We start from the raw sequence: 21,739 nt of genomic DNA on the forward strand, positions 1-21,739 counted from the left end.
TGACTTAAAAAAAACTCCGATGAAATGATCGGAGTTTTTTTGCTTATATTTAAATCAAATAATTTTAGTTGTCATCGTGTTCTTCAAGAAAGAGCGAATGGGTTGCTCTGGTTCAACGCTAAATCGATAAGAACGGTAACGAAACAATTGGCTCAAGACTCCAAAAGAAATCATTTCAACGAAAAAGAAAATTTTCAAAGAATCAATGGAAAGGCTAATCAATGAAATAGCCAAAAATAATGTTATGAATAGAGCGAATAATTGCTGGATTTGGTTTGTATTTGTGATGGTTACTTCTTTAGTATCCGATGTGACTTTGATTTTTTGAGAAAAACGAAAAAGACCTTCTCTAAACTCTAACGTATCTCCTTCATTAACTTCTAATTCAGTTGAAAAATTATTGAATAGTTTCCCTTGGTAAGCGCCATTTTTATACACAGAGAAATGACGAACACATCCCCACGTTGTTTGTCTTTTTAGTACAATTTTCATTCATATCACCTCTTGTAACTATTTTCCCATGATTTAAATAAAAAAGAATCAATCAAAAGACTGATTCTTTTTATCACTTTTATCGTTCTTAAGTCTTAGAAGTTAAATATCTTCTAAAGGAAGGTAGGTATACTCGGCTATTTCAGCCGCATGAGTTCCTGCGACATGTCCTGTAACAAAAGCTGCAGTCACATTATAACCGCCAGTGTATCCATTGACATCCAATAATTCACCTGCAAAGAATAAGCCATTGATCAGTTTACTTTCCATTGTTTTAGGTTGGACCTCTTTTAAAGAAATTCCGCCTCCAGTAACAAAAGACTTTTCGATAGGCAAAGTTTTTTCAGCTGTTATTGAAAAAGACTTTAAGGTTTTTGTGAACTGTTCTAATTGTGTTTCAGAGACTTTTTTAGCTGTGGTGTCAGTCAGCTCAAGCTCTGTCAATAGATAATCCAAAAGACGCTCAGGAATCAGGTTTTTCAACGCATTTTTAAAAGACTTTTCAGGTTGCTCGGAAATCATCGACTGGACACTCTTATTTAATTCAGCTTGTGTGTTTTCCGGGAAAATATCTAAGCGTAATGAGACAGCAGCTTCGGGATTTTTAGCTAATTCTTGATTGACAAAACTAGAACATCTCAAAGCTGCAGGACCAGAAATGCCAAAATGAGTAAAAAGAAGGTCCATTTGGTGCGAAACAATGACTTTATTTTTTTGATTTAAGACAGAAAGCGAAACATCTTGTAAAGATAGACCTTGAAGTGTTTTTTTCTGAATAAATGAATCATTTGAGACAATGGGGGACTCAGTTGCATAAAGTGTGGTGATCGTGTGACCTACTTTTTTAGCTAGCTTGTATCCATCTCCAGTAGAACCAGTAGAAGGATACGTTCTTCCGCCAGTTGTTAGAATAACACAAGGCGCATATAGCTTTTGATCGGCTAACGCAACTCCGATCATTTGACCTTCTTTATGTAAAAGTTTTTCAACCTTTGCTTCTGTATAAATAGTGACCTCAAGTTGTTGCAGCTGATTAAAAAGAGTTTCTACAATCGTTTTTGAACGGTCAGTGACAGGGAACATTCTTCCGTGATCTTCCTCTTTTAAATGAGTACCGTTTGATTCGAAGAACGCCATAATATCATAGTTGTTGAATTGAGAGAAAGCACTGTACAAAAATTTCCCATTTCCAGGAATGTGGGAGATGATTTCTTCTGCTGGTCGATTATTGGTCACATTACACCGTCCACCGCCAGTCATCAATAATTTTTTTCCGACACGTTTATTTTTTTCTAGTAATAAGACTTTACTACCTGCTTGAGCTGCGGCGATTGCAGCCATCATACCGCTAGTGCCGGCACCAACGACAATAACATCAAAAAGTTTCATATATTTGCCTCCAATTCAATGGTAGTTTAACACAATTTTCAACTTTTTTCTCACTTTCTTGCAATTTACAATAAAAAATTGTGGAAATTTTCTGAATTTAGGTTAAAATAGGATTATAACTATGAGAGGGTGATTAAATGGAAGCAAAACAGTATGTGGAAGAGATTCAAAAGAAGATTCATGAAAATGATCGAGGACAAGTAGAATACTTGCAAGCAGTCGATGAATTTTTACCAACGGTAGAGGTATTTCTAAAAGAAAACCCAGCATTCATTGAAGCCAATATTTTAGGGGTCTTGATCGAGCCAGAAAGAATTTTACAATTCAGAGTACCGTGGCAAGATGATCAAGGCAACTGGAAAGTCAACCGTGGTTATCGTGTGCAGTATAATTCTGCAATCGGTCCATATAAAGGTGGCTTGCGTTTTCACCCTAGTGTAAATTTGAGTGTGATGAAATTTTTAGCATTTGAACAAATTTTTAAAAATAGCTTAACTGGGTTACCGATCGGCGGCGGTAAAGGTGGCAGTGATTTTGATCCTAAAGGAAAATCAGATGCCGAGGTCATGCGTTTTTGTCAAAGCTTTATGACGGAGTTACAAAAACATATCGGTCCAAGTACAGATGTGCCTGCAGGAGATATCGGTGTTGGAGCAAGAGAGATCGGCTACTTATATGGACAATACAAACGTTTGAGAAATTATGACGCGGGTGTTTTGACTGGGAAGCCATTAGGTTATTGGGGTAGTCAGGCTAGAACGGAAGCTACAGGTTACGGCTGTGTCTATTTTGTGAAACATCTATTGAACGATGCAAATGATTCTTTCCAAGGGAAAAAAGTTGTTGTTTCCGGTAGTGGAAATGTATCGATCTATGCGATGGAAAAAGCTAAAGAACTTGGTGCGACAGTTCTCACTTGTTCTGATTCAACTGGTTTTGTCTACGATCCAAATGGCATCGATGTGGAACTTGTCAAAGAATTGAAAGAAAAAAATCGTGAACGAATTTCTAAATATGTTGACACACATAAAGAGGCAGTCTATTATGATGGTCAATCTGTGTGGGATTTTGATGTGGCGTATGATATTGCTTTACCATGTGCAACACAAAACGAAATCAATGTAGAGCAAGCAAAACGCTTAGTTAAAAACGGCGGTAAAGTTGTAGCAGAAGGGGCAAACATGCCTTGTACGCTAGAAGCTGTGGATGTTTTAGCTGAAGCTGGTGTCTTATACTGCCCTGGTAAAGCAGCAAATGCTGGTGGTGTAGCAGTTTCTGCACTTGAAATGAGTCAAAACTCTGAGCGCTTATCTTGGTCATTCGAAAAAGTGGACGGCATGTTGGATGCTATCATGAAAAATATTTATGAGACTTGTCGTGACACTGCAGCAAAATATGATGCTAAAGATAACTTTGTTTTAGGTGCAAACATTGCAGGTTTTGAAAAAGTTGCAACGGCTATGCTGAGCCAAGGTTTAGTCTAAGAAAGAATCTAAACGTTAACGAGAGTAATGAAAGAACGATCGAATGCTTGGTCATGGTCGTTCTTTTTTCTTGCAATGAAGGCATTATTTTACGAGATAATTTCGTTATTTTAAATGAATTAACATAAAATTGGTACAGACGGTCATAATTTGCTTGAAAAATACAGGAAAAGAACGTAAAGTAGTTAATGTAGTAAGTTTAAATTCAAGGAGGAGAAGGAATGTCACACATTCAATTTGATTATTCCAATTTGACACCATTTATCGCTGATCATGAATTGGAATACATGCAGACACAAGTGACTGCAGTAGACAAAGCATTACGAGAAGGAACTGGAGCAGGCAGTGATTTTACTGGCTGGATCGATTTACCGGAAAATTATGATAAAGAAGAATTTGCCCGTATCAAAAAAGCAGCTGAAAAAATCCAGTCTGATTCTGAGGTTTTAGTTGTTATTGGGATCGGTGGTTCTTATTTAGGTGCTAGAGCAGCAATTGAATTTTTACATCATTCATTTAACAACTTATTACCAGCAGATGAAAGAAAAGCACCACAAATTTTCTTCGCTGGAAATAGCATCAGCTCAACTTATCTAGCAGATTTGATCAATGTTATTGGTGATCGTGACTTCTCAGTAAACGTGATCTCAAAATCTGGTACAACGACAGAACCTGCTATTGCGTTTAGAGTATTCAAAGAATTACTAGTTAAAAAATATGGTAAAGAAGAAGCAAACAAGCGTATCTACGCAACAACTGACCGCGCGAAAGGTGCTGTAAAAGTTGAAGCGGATGCTGAAGGTTGGGAAACATTTGTAATTCCTGATGATGTTGGCGGACGTTTTACTGTATTGACACCAGTAGGCTTATTACCGATCGCTGTTAGCGGAGCGGATATCGATAGTTTGATGAATGGGGCAAATGATGCTCGTAAAGAATACGCATCAACGACAGATTTAAGCAAAAATGAAGCATATCAATATGCAGCATTAAGAAATATCTTATACCGTAAAGGTAAAACAACAGAAATGCTGATCAACTACGAACCAGGAATGCACTATTTCTCAGAATGGTGGAAACAATTATTCGGTGAATCAGAAGGAAAAGATCAAAAAGGTATTTTTCCAGCTGCAGCTGACTTTTCTACTGACTTGCATTCAATGGGTCAATATGTACAAGATGGTATGCGTAACTTATTTGAGACAGTTGTTAAAGTTGAAACACCGCGCCATGTTGTTTCAATTCCTGAATTAGAAGAGGATTTAGATGGACTTGGCTACTTGCAAGGTAAAGAAATCGACTTTGTAAATACAAAAGCGTTCCAAGGAACGTTGCTTGCTCATACAGATGGCGGCGTGCCAAATATGGTAGTAAAAATTCCTGCAATGGATGCTTATTCATTAGGATACGTAATGTACTTCTTTGAAATCGCTGTTGGGATTTCAGGATACTTGAATGGTGTAAATCCATTTGACCAAGAAGGTGTGGAAGCTTACAAGAAAAATATGTTTGCTTTACTTGGTAAACCAGGCTTTGAAGAATTAGCGAAAGAATTGAACGATCGCTTATAATTTTGATTTTTATTTAGTTGAAAAAGGAACGCTCATGAGTTGAGTGTTCCTTTTTCTAAGTATAAATAAATTAGTTAACTGGAAAATCAGCTTTTCCATATTCTGTTCCTAATATGTCTTGTGCGATTAAAGTAACAGGTGTCTCAGTATCAGTCAATTCATAACCCATTGCACTTGCTACAGTTCCGCCAGGTTTGATTTCTGCCATTTGAGACTCTAAAAATTGAGCATCTGGTAAAGATGAGACATTTAACTTGTTCACTTTATTTGGATCATTATCTTGAACAGCTTTGAAACTCATAATCCATGCCATATTTGGATTGATCTCAGCTTCATCTTTGTAATCAGGTGAAACTAAAGTATCAAACCAAAAAGCTAGTACTGGTTTTTCCCCATATTCATTGCCAGGTTCACCCGGTTGAATCACTTTGTTGCTTGTGATTTTGATAGTGTATGAATTGCCTTTAAGTGTTGTACCATCAAAAGTTGAGTCTGCAGCTGAAGAAACGAAATCGCCCGTTGTTTCAGTCTTTTCCTCTTTTTTTGTAGTTGAGCTGGTTTCACTGCCTTTTGACTCTTTGCTTCCAGAATCAGTTGATCCGCAGCCCATAAGTGCAAATAAAAGTATACCACCCATAAACATAATACTTGTTTTTTTCATTTTCGAATTCCTCACTTTGTGATATAATATTTTTGCTAAGAGAAATTCTGTTTGGTTGCTCCGTTATGTGTCAGCATAACAGAGCTTTTTTTATTGATCGATTTTTAGCTAGTTGTTATTTATATTCATCATCTTTGGGATAAGGCAGGACGTGAAGATAGTCATCGTCTTCTACGGGGGCATCTACATTATCTACCTCGTGTTGTGAATAGGTATTTTGCTGAAAGTCGTGTTGTGTTTCTTTTGGAAGGTCACTAGTATTCATTGTTGAATGAAGAGTGTCTGTCTGCTCTGGATTATGTTGAGCTAGACGAGCCTTGGCTTCTTCTTCAGCTTTGATTTGATTGTCGTGTTTATTCGTTTGACCTTTTCCACTTGTAAAAGTTAAATAAATGATCAATAAAATCATGATGATCGTTGCTATGATCAAAGCAATAAACATACCGAATGAGATAAACATATTGATTCAACCTCCTTTATCCATTATTGACAAGTACTAGTGTATCAAATGTTAACGCTATCGTCATCTGTTTCTAGCGAACAATTGCGTTTTTCTTAAGAAGGATTAATATAATTTGCATAAAAAGGAAAGAATTGTGTAGGAATTTGCTCCTTTGTGGTAAACTATAGAAAGCAAGTTTTTGGAGGAATGAAATTGAAATCAAAAGAGCTATTACATACAGTATTATATTTTGCAGCTTTTGCGCTGATCCTATTTTTATTAAGACACTTTGTCTTCACCCCGGTGGTTGTCAAAGGGCATTCGATGGACCCGACATTAGCTGACGGTGAACGAGTGATCGCACTGAAAAATACTGAGATCAAACGGTATGACATTGTGACATTTCCAGCGCCGGATGAACCTAAAAAAAGCTATATCAAGCGAGTGATCGGACTTCCAGGAGATTCTATCGAGTATAAAGACGATGCGTTATATATCAATGGTAAAGAAACAAAAGAGCCTTATTTGGATGAATTTAAAGGTGAACTGACAGATGGAATGCCATTTACCTTTGATTTTACCTTGAAAGAAGTCACAGGTAAGGATAAAGTTCCAGCGGGCGAATATTTCGTGATGGGAGACAATCGAAGAAATTCTAAAGATGGAAGAATGATCGGTTTCATCAACGAAAAGGATATTTCTGGTGATGTTAAATTTGTGTTATGGCCGTTCAGTCGTTTTGGAACTCTTTCAAAAGTTGAGCAGTAGATACGTTGCACTTACTAAAAAAACAGAAAGCTCTCTTTTAATTAAGAGGCTTTTTTTGTTAGATATTGTCTATGATAGTCATAAAGATTATGTGCTACACTATAAAAAGAATCAACAGCTAAAAAGGATGTGACAAAATGAGTCTGCAATTTGTACGTGGAACAGCTGATATGGATTTGGAAGAAGAATTGATACAGGCTTCATTGGACTGGCTTTCAAAGGACAAAAGAAATGAAGTTTTTTATCTAGTACCCAATCATATGAAATTTGAACAAGAAATCAATACATTGAAACGACTCCAAACACTCAAAAACCAATCGAATGATTCGATTGCGACAATGCGTCTACAAGTGTTCAGTTTTTACCGCTTAGCTTGGTATTATCTTCAAAATACACAATATTATAGCTCAGAAGTGTTGTCAGAAGCTGGAGCTGCTATGGTGTTTAGGAAGATATTGTCTGAAAGTGAAGAAGAGCTGAGTGTTTTTCGTGGAGAAATCAACAAAGCTGGCTTTATTCAACAGTTATTTGAACTTTATCAAGAGATGAAAGAGGGGAATATTGAAATCCAGCAACTCTCTGATTTTCTAAAAGAAACTAAACTAGGCGGGAAAGAACAGGATCTACAATTAAAAATTCAAGATATTCAATTGATCTTTTCACGATTTGAGGAGACTATGAGTCATTATGGCATCAAGTCAGCTGAGATCATCAATTATTTGGCGGAATATCTGGAAACGAAAGAGCTTAAACATGTTTTATTTGTGATCACAGGGTATCATCATTTTTCTGCGAGAGAATTAAAACTGATCGAGGTTTTATTGCGACAAAGTGGAGAAGTAAAGATATCTATGGTCGTCGATAAAAAATATGCCGTAGAAATACCGTCATCAATGGATTTATTTTATGAAACGGGAACGACGTATCAGCAGCTATATCAATTGGCTAGAAAATCAAATATCGCTGTTTTGCCAGATATCGTCGAACATGATAAGCCATTGATCACAGAAGTAGATCTTCAAGCTCTTGGCGATTACTGGATCGATTCGCAAGAGAAAACAATCAAAAAAAGTAAAACAAGTATCAAAAATGACCATCTACAGATATGGCAGGCAGAAACGCCAAAAGAAGAAATCGATCATATTGCTAAAGAAATTAGAAGATTAGTTGTGGAAGAAGGCTATCGTTATAAAGATATTCAAGTATTGACTCGTGATCTGGATAGCTATGAGACACTTCTTGAACCACTTTTTTCACTCAACGATATTCCAATTTATTTGGATCGAGATATGGCGATGGAGCAGCATCCGTTGGTTGAATTTATTCAATCCTTATTCGCAATAAATGCTTATCGCTACAGATATCGTGATGTTTTACGATTCTTGCGAACAGAATTATTCTTTCCTATTGAAGATGAGATTTCCAGTGAAGAATGGCAACAACAACGAGATGAATGGCGCAGGAAAATCGATGTGACTGAGAATGTTGTGCTTGCTTATGGTTATGAAGGGTATCATTGGGAACAAAATAAAGACTGGCATTTTATCCGTTACGATTTTGAATCAGATCAACAAGATGATACTGAACAAATTGAACAGGATTCAAATGTCGTTCGTAAAATGATCCAGCAAACCATTCCTGCTTTTTTTAAAGCCATTCAAAAAGCAAAAACAGGGATTGAAGCTGCAGATTGCTTTTATCGTTTTTTAGTGCACAGCGGCGTTGAAAAGCAATTGATCATGTGGCGAAATCAAGCAGTTGCTAATGGAGAGCTTGAAGCAGCTAGAAACCATGAACAAACTTGGGAAGCTTTGATGACTTTGATGGATGAATACGTGACGATCTATGGTGGAGATTCGTTTGACCTATCCACATTTGAAACGATTTTTTCAAGCGGTCTAGAAGGATTACGTTATAATAAGGTACCTACAGCTATTGACCAAGTTCAGGTAAGAGCCATTGATTTAGCGCGTCCAGGTCAAGCAAAAGTTGTTTTTGTTATTGGCTTGACTGATCAAGTCTTACCGCAAAAAATCGAAAATAAAACATTGCTTTCAGATGAAGAACGACAATTTATGAGTGAACGTCTTGGTGAAGGTCAATATTTGCTAAACGATACAAGAAAAAGTATCGCTAAAGAGCCATTTATTGCTTATATCATGCTTAGTTCGGCTAGAGAACGTTTATATCTATCATATCCTAGTGTAAAAGATACAGTCAAAGACGTTAAAATGTCTCCTTATTTATTGAATATCCAAAAAGATTTAAATTTGTCTATCATAGAAAAAAGAGAACTGCTGATTTCAGATGATGAGCAGGAAAGCATAGCGCATATTGGGACTTATCGGACATTGATCAGTGATTTAACTAATCTAAAACGGCAGAAAAAGGAAACGCAAGCACCGTATTTAACATTTTGGGATCGTTTAGAAAAAGTGTTGATGAAAAAAGAGCAAAGTCTGTTGGCGCAGCATGTCTTTGAAAGTTTAGCCCACAAAAATGTTCCTGAAAATCTACAGGAACAGCTGGCGCAAGATTTATATAGTAAGCAGATCTACACTTCTGTTTCGAGAATGGAAAGCTTTTACCGTTGTCAGTATCAATATTTCTCTCGCTTTGGTTTAGGCTTAAAGGAACGGGACGTATTTGGACTATCTCCAGCAGCTACAGGTGATTTTTTCCATGAAGCACTTGATCAGTTTTTCAAATTATTGATCATGGAAAAGAAACAATTGACTGATTTGACAGACAAGGAAGTCAACGAGTTTACAGAGAAAATTTTGAATTCTGTTTTTGGAGAAATCAAATTTTCGATTTTAGATTCTTCAAGCCGAATGAATTATATTCGCTATCAGCTCGGTCAAACGATCAAAAAAGTCAGCTGGGCATTGAAGCGTCAAAGTGAACGGAGTGGAATGAGCACAGTCCAAACAGAAATTTTATTTGGGCAGCTAGCAAGTCAAAAAGGTATCAAGGGACTAGAACTACCTCTTAAAAATGGCGGAAATATCAGTGTACGCGGGAAAATCGACCGATTGGATCAATTAGTTACACCAGATGCTCTTTATTTAGGTGTTGTAGATTATAAATCCAGTCATAAAAAGTTCAACATCACAGAAGCGTATTATGGATTAGCTATGCAGATGCTGACGTATCTAGACGTTGCGTTGATGGATGCGGTAAGCTTGGTAGGTCAAACGGCTAAGCCGGCGGGATCTTTGTATCTTCATGTCCATAACCCGATTCTTCCATACGAGGTTGAAGATAAAAAAGAGCAGCAACTACTGAAGAAATTTCAATTTGATGGTTTATTACTAAATGATCCGGTTCTATTAGAAAATTTAGACAAAAGTTTGGAACCAAAAAAGAGTTCTTTACTTTATCCGATCGAAGAATCCACTAAAGGGCTGATCAAACCTGGCCGCCGTCAGGAAGATAAATTTGTAACGGAACCTGAGTTAGATGCATTATTGACCCATAACCGCAGTAAATTTATTGAGGCTGGAAATAAGATCACAAGTGGTGAAATCGAACTGAATCCTGCCTATCAAGGCAAAGAAAGAATTGCTTGTAAGTTCTGTCCATTTAGAAGCGTCTGTAATTTTGATGTGATGCTAAAAGAAAATAACTACAACCGAATTGAAACATTATCCAAAAAAGAAGTAATGGAACGATTGATACTTGATGAACAGGAAGGAGGACGAAGTGATGAGTAAGGAGATTCCTTTACGTCCAGAGAATGAGCTTTTTACGGACAATCAGTGGCAAGCAGTATTTGACGGGGATGAAAACATTTTGGTTTCTGCATCTGCGGGTTCTGGAAAAACGACCGTCCTTGTTCGCCGTGTGATCGAAAAACTAAAAAGTGGGACCGATATTGATCGATTACTGATCGTTACTTACACTGAAGCTGCCGCAAAAGAAATGAAAGAACGAATTCAAGTTGCCTTGCAAAAAGCAATTACCAATGAAAGTGATGCTGAAAAGAAACAACATTTTATTCGTCAATTGACATTGCTTCCTACTGCTAATATCAGTACGTTACATGCGTTTTGTTTGACGGTGATTCGTCGGTTTTACTATTTGATCGATATGGATCCTGTGTTTCGACTGTTAACGGATGAAACAGAAATGCTTTTGTTGAAAGAAGATGTTTGGGATGAGTTAAGAGAAACATTTTATGCAGAAAACCGCGAACCCTTCTACCAATTGACAGGGAATTTTTCTAACGATCGAAGCGACGAAGGGCTAACACGCTTGGTATTTTCACTTTATGAATTTGCTAAAGCAAATCCTGATCCTAAACAATGGCTTACTCATTTGGCGGATAGCTATCGAGCAGATGGTAAACTGGGAGATTCGATCTTATTCCAAGAGTTTATAAAGCCCCAAGTGATGGGAACTTTAATGCGCTGTGTGGAACGTTATGAGGAAATGATACAGTTGACTAAAGGGGAAGAAAAACTTGAAAAAATCGCTGTACTTGCTCGAAATGAAAAGGAGTTTGTAGAGACATTCAGCAGTCTGTTAGCAGATGATGATCTAGAAGCTGGTTTTGAAGTTTCAAAAACAGTGACGTTTGAACGATACCCAACAGTCAGAGTTGAGGAATTAAAAGAAAATGCCAGTCAAGCAAAGGGATTACGTGAGCAAAACAAAAAAGCGATCACTACAGTTATTGACGATTTGTTTACTTTATCTCCGCAGAAAATGAAAGAGATCATGGCTCAGGCCTTCCCTGTTGTTGAGGAAATGGCACGAGTCGGTCAAGCTTTTATCGAGGCGTATGGTAGACAAAAATTAGCCAAAGGCTTGGTTGATTTTAACGATCTGGAACATTTTACCTTAGCTATTTTGGCAAAAAAAGATGCGGATGGCTGGCATGCCACAGAAGCATCCACTTATTATCGGGATAAATTTGATGAAGTACTCGTCGACGAATATCAAGATATCAACCGGCTACAGGAAACGATTCTTTACTGGCTGAGACGACCAGATGCTTCAGAGGGGAATTTATTCATGGTGGGTGACGTGAAGCAGTCGATCTATTCCTTTCGTTTAGCAGATCCTACGTTGTTCATTGAGAAATATAACCAATATGGACAAAATAAAGACGGAAAAAGAATTGTTTTAGCAGAAAACTTCCGTTCGAGAAAGAATGTACTAGACTTTACGAACTTAGTTTTTGAACAGCTGATGGATGAACGAGTTGGCCAAATTGCCTATGATGAAGCAGCGCGATTGCTTCATGGATTTGATCAATTTGAAGAAGCTGAAAATTATGATACAGAACTATTGATTTATGAAAAAAAAGCTGCTAAAACTGAAGAAGTGTCAATAATAGATGAGAGCCAGCTGGTTTTAGAAGACAAAACAGAGGGCGAACTGCATATGACTGCTTTGAAAATCAGAGAATTAGTGGATCAAAAATTCATGATCTATGATAAAGCAAATAAAACCAATCGCCCTGTAACATACAAAGATATTGTGCTGCTGACGCCGACGAAGAAAAATAATTTGACGATCTTAGAGATTTTTAAAACAGCAGGAATTCCAATTCAAGTGAATGATGCACAGAATTATTTTCAAGCAACAGAAGTACAAACGATGGTTTCTCTTCTACAGATCATTGATAATCCATATCAAGACATCCCACTCGCTGCAGTATTACGTTCGCCGATTGTTGGTTTGAAGGAAAATGATTTAGTCGAAATTCGTCTGGCAGCGAAAAAAAGTATGTATTATGATGCTTTTTTAGCATTCAACCAAAAAGTAGAGTTGACTAAAGAGCAACAGGCAATACAACTGAAAACAATGGAATTTGCACAATTATTGACAAAATGGCGGGAAATGGCAAGACGTGATCAATTAGCTTCTTTGATTTGGATGATCTATCAAGATACTGCTTATTTAGATTATGTTGGCGGACTGCCTGCTGGCAAACAGCGTCAAGCAAACTTGTATGCGCTGGTCGATCGTGCTGCGGCATATGAACAAACAAGTTTTCGCGGGTTATTTCAATTTGTACGATTTATTGAAAAAATGCAGGAGAAGGACAAAGATTTAGCTGAACCTGTCATTTTGAGTGAGGAAAATGCTGTTCGCGTCATGACGATCCATGCTAGTAAAGGACTTGAGTTTCCGATCGTCTTTATTTTAGATATGACTAAAGAATTCAATTTAGGAGATTTAAATGAACGGTATGTCTTTGATGATCGGTTAGGTGTAGGAATTCGTTATCTTGATCAGACAGAGCGGATGCTGTATGATACATTGCCGTTTTTAGCAATCAAGCAAGCAAAATTGAAAAAATTATTATCAGAAGAAATGCGTAAGCTTTATGTTGCATTGACCCGAGCTGAGCAAAAACTTTATTTGGTCGGTTCTTACAATGATCAGGCTGCACTTTGGAAAGAATGGCTGAAAGTCGGGGATGTTACAACAAAAGTGCTGCCTAGTGAAAATCGTCTTCAGGGAAAAAGCAGCTTGATGAATTGGGTAGGGATGAGTCTGATCCGTCATCAAAGTATGGCAAAGTTTCAAACCGAATTTGTGACCGAAAAAGTAGCGGGAATCACAACACATACGGCTGATTTTACTCTTTCATTTATGACTGAAAAAGAGATTCAAGAACAATTTGCTGCTCTTCAATTTACCAATACAGCTGTCGATAACGCTCAAATAGATCAAACCGTTGATCTAAATAGGATAAAGCAAGCACTTCTTCGGTTGGATTATCATTACCCATACCAATTATCAACAAAAACGACCAATTATCAATCTGTTTCGGAAATCAAGCGTGTCTTTGAAGATCCTGATAATAAAGAAATTGCCAAAATCGAAGTAAGTGATAAAAACACCTTTCAGCCGACACCATTGATCGTTCATCGAATGACTGAGGGAGAGCTAGGAAAACCGAGATTTATTGAAAAAATCCAGCGGGCTACTTCAATGGAAATCGGTACGGCAACACACTATTTATTGCAGCTTTTAGACTTGAAGCAAGAACCGACAACAGAAACAATTGAACGACTAAAGAATGAACTAGTAAAAACAAAGATTATTCAGGAAAATGTAGCAAAGGAAATCAATATTGAACAAATCCTGGCGTTTTATCAGACGAGTTTAGGAAAGCAATTGTTAGCTGAACCTGAAAACGTCGTTCGTGAACAACCATTTTCTATGTTGTTAAAAGCAGAAGTGCTGATCAAGGATTATCCACGAGAAACAGAAGATGATCTTTTGATTCACGGGATGATCGATGGGTATATCGAACAAGAAGAGTCCTGTATTTTGTACGATTATAAAACGGATTATGTAAACGATCATAAAAATCCCGCTGAAGTGTCAAAAATCATTCAACGCTATAAAGGACAATTGAATCTTTATAAAAAAGCATTGGTAGAAGCAACGAATAAACCAGTAAGACAAGTGCTTCTGGTCTTGTTGTCTGCCGGGATCATCATTGATCTAGACAAAGAAGAAATAATTGAAGAAATCAATAAGAATTGAAGCAGATGTACTTACAAATTGTAAGTTGTGTGCTATACTCAGTTCACGAGGTGAGGAAAATGGAGCAAGTAAAAACAACTGAATTTGCACTATGCCCCAAGTTTGAAAAGGCCTTTGCGATTCTAGGAAAGAAATGGAATGGTTTGATCATTGATGTGCTATTAGAAAATGGCCCTCAACGATTTGGTGAACTGCGCCAAAAAATTCCTGAATTAAGTGATCGCGTGTTAGTCGAAAGACTAAAAGAGCTTGAAGCAGAAAGCGTTATTGCAAAAGCTGTTCGTTGTGACGAAAGCAGTCGCTTAGAATATTTCCTTACAAATAAAGGTAAGGATCTGCAGCAAGCGATGGAACAAATTCAAGAATGGGCAGAAAAATGGGTCACTGCTGAAGAATGCAGTTGACCAAACACCAAACTTCTTGTAAACTATACTCAATTGAATAAAAAAATGTCGATGGAAAAGAGTAGTTTTCACTGGTACGTTCAAGGGAAAATCTGTCATAGACTGAAAGCAGATTACGTTATCGAAAAATGAAGTTCACTTCCGGAGTTTGTCTGCTCCATAAAAGCAGGCCGGTGAAAGCCGTTATTAAAATTGAGTGCATGACTATTTGTCATGAAGTAGGATGGTAACACGATAGCTCGTTCCTTATTAGGAGCGGGCTATCGTTTTTTGTTTTACCGATAGATGAAAATGTGAACATTAAACAAAAGAAAGGGATAGAAAAAAATGACATTGAAAGCTCAGTTAGAAGCATTAAGAGATGAAACATTGACTAAGATCCAGCAAGTGGATGACCTTAATGCACTAAATCAAATCAGAGTAGAAACATTAGGGAAAAAAGGGCCCATCACAGAAGTTTTGAGAGGCATGAAAGATTTATCTGCAGAAGAACGTCCAATCGTGGGGAGTTTTGCAAATGAAATCCGAGATTTATTGACAGAAGCACTGGAAAAACGTAAAGAAATTTTGGAACGATCAGCTTTGAATGCTGCATTAGAGCAAGAAACGATTGACGTTACACTTCCAGGAAAACAAATGACTCATGGCACACGCCATGTCTTATCTCAAGTAATGGAAGAAATCGAAGATATTTTTGTTGGCATGGGCTATCAAGTTGTTGAGGGATATGAAGTCGAGTCAGATCATTACAATTTTGAACGGATGAATTTACCGAAAGACCATCCGGCACGTGATATGCAGGATACGTTTTACATTACAGATGAAACATTGATCCGCACACATACTTCTCCAGTTCAAGCACGTACAATGGAAAAACACGATTTTTCTAAAGGTGCACTTCGCATGATCTCCCCTGGGAAGGTTTTCCGTAGAGATACAGATGATGCGACTCATAGTCATCAATTCCATCAAATTGAAGGTTTAGTGATCGATAAAAATGTTACAATGGGTGATCTTAAAGGAACGCTAGAGGTTGTGATGAAAAAAATGTTTGGTGAAGATCGCAGCATTCGTCTGCGTCCAAGCTATTTCCCGTTTACAGAACCGTCTGTTGAAGTGGATGTCAGCTGCTTCAAATGTGGCGGAGCAGGCTGTAATGTGTGTAAACATACTGGCTGGATCGAAATTTTAGGTGCAGGTATGGTCCATCCTGATGTACTGAAAATGTCCGGCATCGATCCAACTGAATATACAGGCTTTGCCTTTGGCTTAGGTCCTGATAGGGTTGCTATGCTGCGTTATGGTGTCAATGATATTCGGAATTTCTATCAAAATGATTTACGTTTCTTAAATCAGTTCAAGGTAAAGGAGTAATCGACAATGTTAGTTTCTTATAAATGGTTAAGTGAGTATTTAGATCTTTCTAAAATTTCTGCTAAAGAATTATCTGATAAAATGTCTGTGACAGGGATCGAAGTCGAAGGTGTGGAAGTACCTGAAGATGGATTGAAAAAAATTGTTGTGGGCGAGGTCAAAGAATGCATTCCTCATCCCAATTCAGATCATTTATCGATTTGCCAAGTGGACATCGGTGAAGAAGAATTATCTCAGATTGTCTGTGGTGCGCCAAATGTTAAAGCTGGGATCAAAGTGATCGTGGCTCTGCCTGGTTCTCGTATTACAGGAAATCAAAAAATCAAAAAAGGAAAAATGCGTGGAGAAGTATCAAATGGAATGATTTGTTCTCTTCAAGAATTGGGCTATTCAGATAATGTTATTCCTAAAGCTTATTCGGATGGAATTTATTATCTGCCTGATGAGGCTGTGAATGGGACAGATGTGTTTCCTTATTTAGATATGGATGATCATATCATCGAATTATCGATTACACCAAATCGTGCTGATGCGCTGAGTATGCGCGGTGTAGCTTATGAAGTTGGCGCGATTTATCGTCAGACACCTTCTTTCAATGACGAACCCTTGATGGAAGATATGAGCGAAACAGCCTCTGATTACATTGATGTTGAAGTAACAGATACAAAGGATGCACCAGCGTATCAAATCAGAATCATCAAAGATGTAAAAATTGCAGAAAGCCCACTCTGGCTGCAAAATCGTTTGATGAATGAAGGAATCCGTCCAATCAATAATGTCGTTGATGTAACGAACTATATTTTATTGCTTTTTGGTCAACCATTACATGCGTTTGATTATGATAAATTAAATAGCAAGAAGATCCTTGTTAGAAGAGCAAATAAAGGGGAAGAGCTAGTCACCTTAGACGGGGAAAAAAGAGAGCTATCAAGCGAGAATATCGTTATCACAAATGGTGACGTTCCAGTTGCCCTTGCTGGTGTTATGGGCGGAGCAGATTCAGAAATCACAGATGGGACAACAACTGTAGCGTTAGAGTCTGCCTTGTTTGATTCATTATCTATCCGCAGAACATCCAAAGAATTCAATTTACGCAGCGAATCTTCCAGTCGTTTTGAAAAAGGAATCAATCAAGCAACGGTTGGAGAAGCGGGAGATTTGGCTGCTGGAATGATTGCAAAACTTGCAGGCGGAACTGTTGTTTCAGGAAAGAGTGTAGGTTCAAAAGTCACTCTTGAGGAAGTGAACGTTAGCGTGACGATCGATCGTATCAATGAATATCTTGGAACGACTTTAGATGAAGCAATCATCAGCGAAATTTTTGAAGCATTAGGATTTAACTATTCATTCAATAATGGAGAATATACAGTGACTGTACCTCCAAGACGTTGGGATATTTCAATTGAAGCGGATTTGATCGAAGAAGTGGCTAGAATTTATGGCTATGACAATTTACCTTCGACATTACCAAAAGGAGAAACAGTTGCTGGAAGCTTAACTGATAGTCAACAGCTAGTCCGTAAAATAAAAGGGCTATTGGAAGGCAGCGGACTTAGTGAAGCGATTAGCTATGCATTGACAACAGAAGAAAAATCTAGTCAATTTATGATGAGAGCAAGCGAAGCAACAAAACTTCAATGGCCAATGAGTGAGGAGCGTTCTACGTTAAGAATGAATCTGATTTCAGGTTTATTGGATGACGTTCTTTATAACACGGCGCGTAAGAATTCAAATGTTGGCTTATATGAAATCGGACGAGTTTTTTATAAAAACGAAGATGAAGCTCAAGAATTACCCTATGAAGAAAATCATTTAGCAGTAGCTATTTCGGGAAATCAAACGATAAAAGATTGGCAAACGAAAGAAACACCTGTTGATTTTTATACAGTTAAAGGAATTTTAGAAGGTATGTTTGATTCGATCGGATTAAAAGATGTCGTGACGTATGAAGCGGTCAATGACTACGCTGAAATGCATCCAGGAAGAACAGCGTTAGTAAAAATCGATGAGAAGGTCATTGGCTTTGTCGGACAAGTTCATCCCACAATTGCAAAAGAATATGATATTCCAGAAACTTATGTTGCGGAATTGAACTTACAAGCGATCGTTGAAGTAAGCGGACATTCGTTTGTCTACCAACAAGTAACAAAATTCCCAGCGATTTCTAGGGATATTGCACTTTTAGTAGATGAAACTATCACTAATCAAGCATTAGTTGAAACAATTACAATGAATGCTGGAAAATACTTGCAATCTGTTCATTTGTTCGATGTATATCAAGGCGCGAACATTGCAGACGGGAAAAAATCAATGGCTTACAGCCTGACATTTGTTAACTCAGAAGCAACGTTAGTAGATGAAGAAATCAACCAATCGCTAACAAAAGTGGAAAAAGCATTAGTTGAACAATTTGATGTAAGCATTAGATAAGTTAAAAAGGAGCCTCATACAAAACTAAAAAAGTTTTGTATGAGGTTCCTTTTCTATAAAGATGCTAAAAAATTAGCTTCTTCGATAATTTTGCACCAACTAATTGAACTCAGATGATTTTTGTTTTAGACCCAGTTTCGAGACAACCATCTTGAAAACTGAGAAATAGAAAAGTTAATAACAAAATACATCAAGGCAACGAGACCGTATATCATAAAGACTTGCTCTGTCTGAGCATAGCGTCCCATCAAAATATAAGACTTGCCAAACAATTCTTGCAAAGCAATAACTGAATACAAGAAACTTGTATCTTTGATCACAGTAACGAACTGAGATACGATTGCCGGCAGGACATTTCGAATCGCCTGAGGTAAGACGATATACAAAATGATTTGAAAATTGCTGAATCCCTGCGAGCGTGCCGCTTCTTTTTGCCCTTTGTCAACACCATTTAAGCCACCGCGGATAATTTCAGCTAAAGCAGCTGTAGTGAAAACAGTGAAGCTGACGATTCCAGCTGGCGTTGATTTGATCTTGAAGATCAAAAATATTACATAAATCCATAGTAAATTAGGAATATTGCGGACGATCTCGATATAGAGACTGGCCAAAAACTTTAAAGGTCCTTTTTTCTGATTTCGAAGTACAGCTAAAATAGTACCAAAAATCGTACTTAAAACGATCGAAATAAAAGAAATATAAAGAGTGAGCTTCAATCCATCGAATAAAAAGCGCAAATTATTCCCCGTCAAAAGTTGACTCATTTGTTCTGAAAAAGACATTTATGCACTCTCCTATCTGGTATAAGCTTTCTTATTATTTTCTTCTAATCTTCGTGCTAGTTTAGCTAACGGGAAGCACAGAATGAAATATAAAAACCCTGCTAAAGCAAAAGCTGGAATATAATTCAAGTTGATAGAAGACCAACTATTTGCTGTGAACATGACATCTGCTCCCGAAATGATAGCGACCGTCGATGTATTTTTGATCAAGTTGACCACTTGATTTGTTAATGGCGGCAGCATGATTCGCCAAGCTTGCGGTAAAACAACGTAACGCATCGTTTCGCCATAGGAAAATCCTTGGGAATAAGCTGCTTCAAATTGTCCTTTCGGAACTGCACCGATCCCTGAGCGAACAACTTCAGAAATATAAGCGCCATGATATAAACCAACACATAGAATGGCAATAAATGTTGTCGGAAAGGTCAAAGCGGGGCTGATCAAAGGAAATCCATAATAAACAACGATAAATTGAATCAATAATGGTGTATTCTGAAAAAACTCAACATAAATTCTACTGATTATTTTTGGTAGTTTATTATGCATTGAAGATAAACTACCGAAAATAATGCCGAGAATCATTGCAACGATCAGAGAGCCGACAGCCAGAAGAATTGTATAAAGAAAGGCGTCGCCAAACAGTTTCCAGTCCTTAAGCAAAGCTTCCCAACGGAAAAGAGCAAAAGGGCTGGCATTTAATATAATCAACATCTAATTCCCTCCCAAGTCCAGAAAAACTAAATAAAATCGACTGGGATTTAGTTTAGATTCCATGTTTTGTAGATTTTATCTAATGTTCCGTCTTTTTCCCATTTTTCGATCGATTCATTCAAGAAGTCATTTAACTCAGTATTCGACTTTTTAGTCGCAATCCCATATTCTTGTGGTGAGAATCCATCCTTGAGAATTTCAGTATTATCATCCACATAGCCGGTCAAAATAGATTTGTCGACAGAAAAAGCGTCGATACGTTTTGACGTTAATGCAGTTTTTAATTCTGGATAAGAACCTAGCTCTTGATATTTAAATGTGACACCTAATTCTTTTGCTTGCTTCTCGATCGCATCTTTTGTTGTCGAAGATTGAACAACGCCGATCGTTTTTCCATCAAGACTCTTAGTATCTGTAAATTTATCTGCTTTTCTTACAAGGAAGCCTACTTCATCTTTATAGTAAGGGGTAGTGAAGTTATAAGTTTCTTTTCGCTCATCGGTAATCGTAAAGGTTGCGATGACCATATCTAACTCACCGTTATCCAAAAGAGGACCACGAGTTTTAGCTGTTACACCGACAAATTCAACATTATCTTCGCTGCCGGTCAACTCTTTTGCAAGCAAACGAGCAATATCTGGTTCCATTCCTTCGTTTTTATTCGTATCAGGATTCATATAACCGAAATTAGGTACATCTTCTTTTACACCGACTTTGATAACACCCGCATCTTTTATTTTCTGAAGATCTGTCGTTTTACCTGATGAATCAGCTGACTTTGTATCATCTCCACTGCTGCAGCCTACAACTAAACCAAGCAATAAAGTAAGGGAAAGGGCGCCTACAATTTTTTTCATCTTTTTCATATTTCAATTCCTCCTATTTTTATCATTAATTATGAATGATTTTGCTTAAAAATTCTTTTGCACGTTCGTTTTGTGTATTTGTAAAGAAATGTTCAGGAGTCCCAGTCTCAATAATTTGACCGTCATCCATAAAAATCACTTTATCGGCTACTTGACGGGCAAATCCCATTTCATGAGTAACGCAGATCATTGTAATATTTTGTTTAGACAAATCGATCATTACATCTAATACTTCTTGAATCATTTCAGGATCAAGCGCTGATGTCGGTTCGTCAAAAAGAATGATCTCCGGATGCATATTCAATGCCCGAGCAATGGCGACCCGTTGTTGCTGTCCACCTGAAAGTTGTGAAGGGTAAGCATTTGCTTTGTCTGCAAGTCCGACTCTTTCCAAATATTCCATACCAGTTTTGGTTGCTTCTTCTTTGCTGACACCTTTTACTTTGATAGGGGCTAGGGTCAAGTTTTGAATAATTGTCTTATGGGCGTAAAGATTGAAGTTCTGAAAGACCATCGCTACTTTTTGGCGAACTTCCTGCACAGGGGCTTTTGGTTCCGTTATATCGATCCCATCAACGAAAATATGTCCATCACTAACTTTTTCCAAACGGTTGATACAGCGAATCAAAGTGCTTTTCCCCGAACCAGAAGGTCCGATTATAACAATTTTTTCCCCTTCGTTGACATTTAAAGAAACATCTTTCAAAACGTGATGTTCTCCAAAAAACTTATTTACATGCTCCAACGAAATCATAGCAAATCTCCTTTATGTATAGATTTATCACATGAATATCAAAAGATTATGAGTGATTAGGGCAAAAGTATAGTGCAAGAAAAAAGAAAAAGTATCACC

At 37.4% G+C, this 21,739-nt stretch carries 16 protein-coding genes and 1 other annotated feature; of the genes, 8 read left to right on the top strand and 8 right to left on the bottom strand.

The features are described from left to right. Positions 1-54: 54 nt before the first annotated feature. Together H3T55_RS06880 and H3T55_RS06885 are read right to left on the bottom strand one after the other, a co-directional pair. Positions 55-492 carry a hypothetical protein gene (locus H3T55_RS06880; protein WP_225533895.1) on the bottom strand — a complete coding sequence of 146 codons (438 nt, stop codon included), beginning with the start codon at positions 490-492 and terminating at the stop codon, positions 55-57. Between the two features lie 102 nt (positions 493-594). Then, positions 595-1,881 carry an NAD(P)/FAD-dependent oxidoreductase gene (locus H3T55_RS06885; RefSeq protein ID WP_225533896.1) on the bottom strand — a complete coding sequence of 429 codons (1,287 nt, stop codon included), beginning with the start codon at positions 1,879-1,881 and terminating at the stop codon, positions 595-597. A 137-nt stretch (positions 1,882-2,018) separates the two neighbouring features. Between H3T55_RS06885 and gdhA the strand changes: the two genes are divergently transcribed. Both gdhA and H3T55_RS06895 read left to right on the top strand, forming a co-directional pair. Next, complete coding sequence (gdhA, locus tag H3T55_RS06890; protein ID WP_087640175.1) at positions 2,019-3,365, top strand: NADP-specific glutamate dehydrogenase; 1,347 nt, start codon at positions 2,019-2,021, stop codon at positions 3,363-3,365. A 221-nt stretch (positions 3,366-3,586) separates the two neighbouring features. After that, positions 3,587-4,936, top strand: coding sequence for a glucose-6-phosphate isomerase (locus tag H3T55_RS06895; RefSeq protein WP_087640174.1), 1,350 nt, complete (start codon positions 3,587-3,589; stop codon positions 4,934-4,936). A 70-nt stretch (positions 4,937-5,006) separates the two neighbouring features. On the opposite strand, the gene H3T55_RS06900 is transcribed toward H3T55_RS06895, so the two are convergent. Continuing rightward, entirely contained in the window at positions 5,007-5,597 is a 591-nt protein-coding gene (locus H3T55_RS06900; RefSeq protein ID WP_225533897.1) for a DUF5067 domain-containing protein, read from the bottom strand. Positions 5,598-5,712: 115 nt separating this feature from the next. Continuing rightward, positions 5,713-6,057, bottom strand: coding sequence for a hypothetical protein (locus tag H3T55_RS06905; RefSeq protein WP_225533898.1), 345 nt, complete (start codon positions 6,055-6,057; stop codon positions 5,713-5,715). 189 nt (positions 6,058-6,246) lie between these two features. On the opposite strand from H3T55_RS06905, the gene lepB reads away from it, so the two are divergent. The 6 genes from lepB to pheT all read left to right on the top strand — a co-directional run bounded on the left by lepB (position 6,247) and on the right by pheT (position 18,527). After that, complete coding sequence (gene lepB, locus H3T55_RS06910) at positions 6,247-6,807, top strand: signal peptidase I (RefSeq protein ID WP_225533899.1); 561 nt, start codon at positions 6,247-6,249, stop codon at positions 6,805-6,807. 137 nt (positions 6,808-6,944) lie between these two features. Further along, positions 6,945-10,523 (top strand): PD-(D/E)XK nuclease family protein, encoded by a 3,579-nt coding sequence (locus tag H3T55_RS06915; protein WP_225533900.1) that lies wholly within the window; start codon positions 6,945-6,947, stop codon positions 10,521-10,523. Then, entirely contained in the window at positions 10,516-14,319 is a 3,804-nt protein-coding gene (addA, locus tag H3T55_RS06920) for a helicase-exonuclease AddAB subunit AddA (protein WP_225533901.1), read from the top strand. Before H3T55_RS06915 ends, addA begins: the two co-directional genes overlap by 8 nt. 59 nt (positions 14,320-14,378) lie before the next feature. Next, a complete protein-coding gene (locus tag H3T55_RS06925; RefSeq protein ID WP_225533902.1) occupies positions 14,379-14,723 on the top strand; it encodes a winged helix-turn-helix transcriptional regulator in 345 nt (114 codons plus the stop codon). A 39-nt stretch (positions 14,724-14,762) separates the two neighbouring features. After that, positions 14,763-14,973, top strand: a binding site (T-box leader). A gap of 77 nt (positions 14,974-15,050) precedes the next feature. Next, the gene (pheS, locus tag H3T55_RS06930) at positions 15,051-16,097 is read left to right on the top strand and encodes a phenylalanine--tRNA ligase subunit alpha (protein WP_225533903.1); all 1,047 of its coding nucleotides are present in this window, start codon (positions 15,051-15,053) and stop codon (positions 16,095-16,097) included. A gap of 6 nt (positions 16,098-16,103) precedes the next feature. Further along, positions 16,104-18,527: a phenylalanine--tRNA ligase subunit beta gene (gene pheT / locus H3T55_RS06935; protein WP_225533904.1), complete on the top strand. Its 2,424-nt coding sequence runs from the start codon at positions 16,104-16,106 to the stop codon at positions 18,525-18,527. Between the two features lie 125 nt (positions 18,528-18,652). Here the strand turns inward: pheT and H3T55_RS06940 are convergent, their stop codons facing one another. From H3T55_RS06940 to H3T55_RS06955, 4 genes are read right to left on the bottom strand one after another with little or no spacing between them, the layout of a single operon-like run. Continuing rightward, positions 18,653-19,291, bottom strand: coding sequence for an amino acid ABC transporter permease (locus H3T55_RS06940; protein ID WP_176372800.1), 639 nt, complete (start codon positions 19,289-19,291; stop codon positions 18,653-18,655). A gap of 30 nt (positions 19,292-19,321) precedes the next feature. Next, the gene (locus tag H3T55_RS06945) at positions 19,322-20,020 is read right to left on the bottom strand and encodes an amino acid ABC transporter permease (protein WP_087640164.1); all 699 of its coding nucleotides are present in this window, start codon (positions 20,018-20,020) and stop codon (positions 19,322-19,324) included. 47 nt (positions 20,021-20,067) lie between these two features. Next, positions 20,068-20,886: a transporter substrate-binding domain-containing protein gene (locus H3T55_RS06950; protein ID WP_087640163.1), complete on the bottom strand. Its 819-nt coding sequence runs from the start codon at positions 20,884-20,886 to the stop codon at positions 20,068-20,070. Positions 20,887-20,911: 25 nt separating this feature from the next. Continuing rightward, positions 20,912-21,640, bottom strand: coding sequence for an amino acid ABC transporter ATP-binding protein (locus H3T55_RS06955; protein ID WP_087640162.1), 729 nt, complete (start codon positions 21,638-21,640; stop codon positions 20,912-20,914). Positions 21,641-21,739 lie beyond the last annotated feature (99 nt).

It is taken from the genome of Enterococcus sp. S22(2020) (assembly GCF_020295385.1).
GTDB lineage: Bacteria > Bacillota > Bacilli > Lactobacillales > Enterococcaceae > Enterococcus_L > Enterococcus_L dunnyi.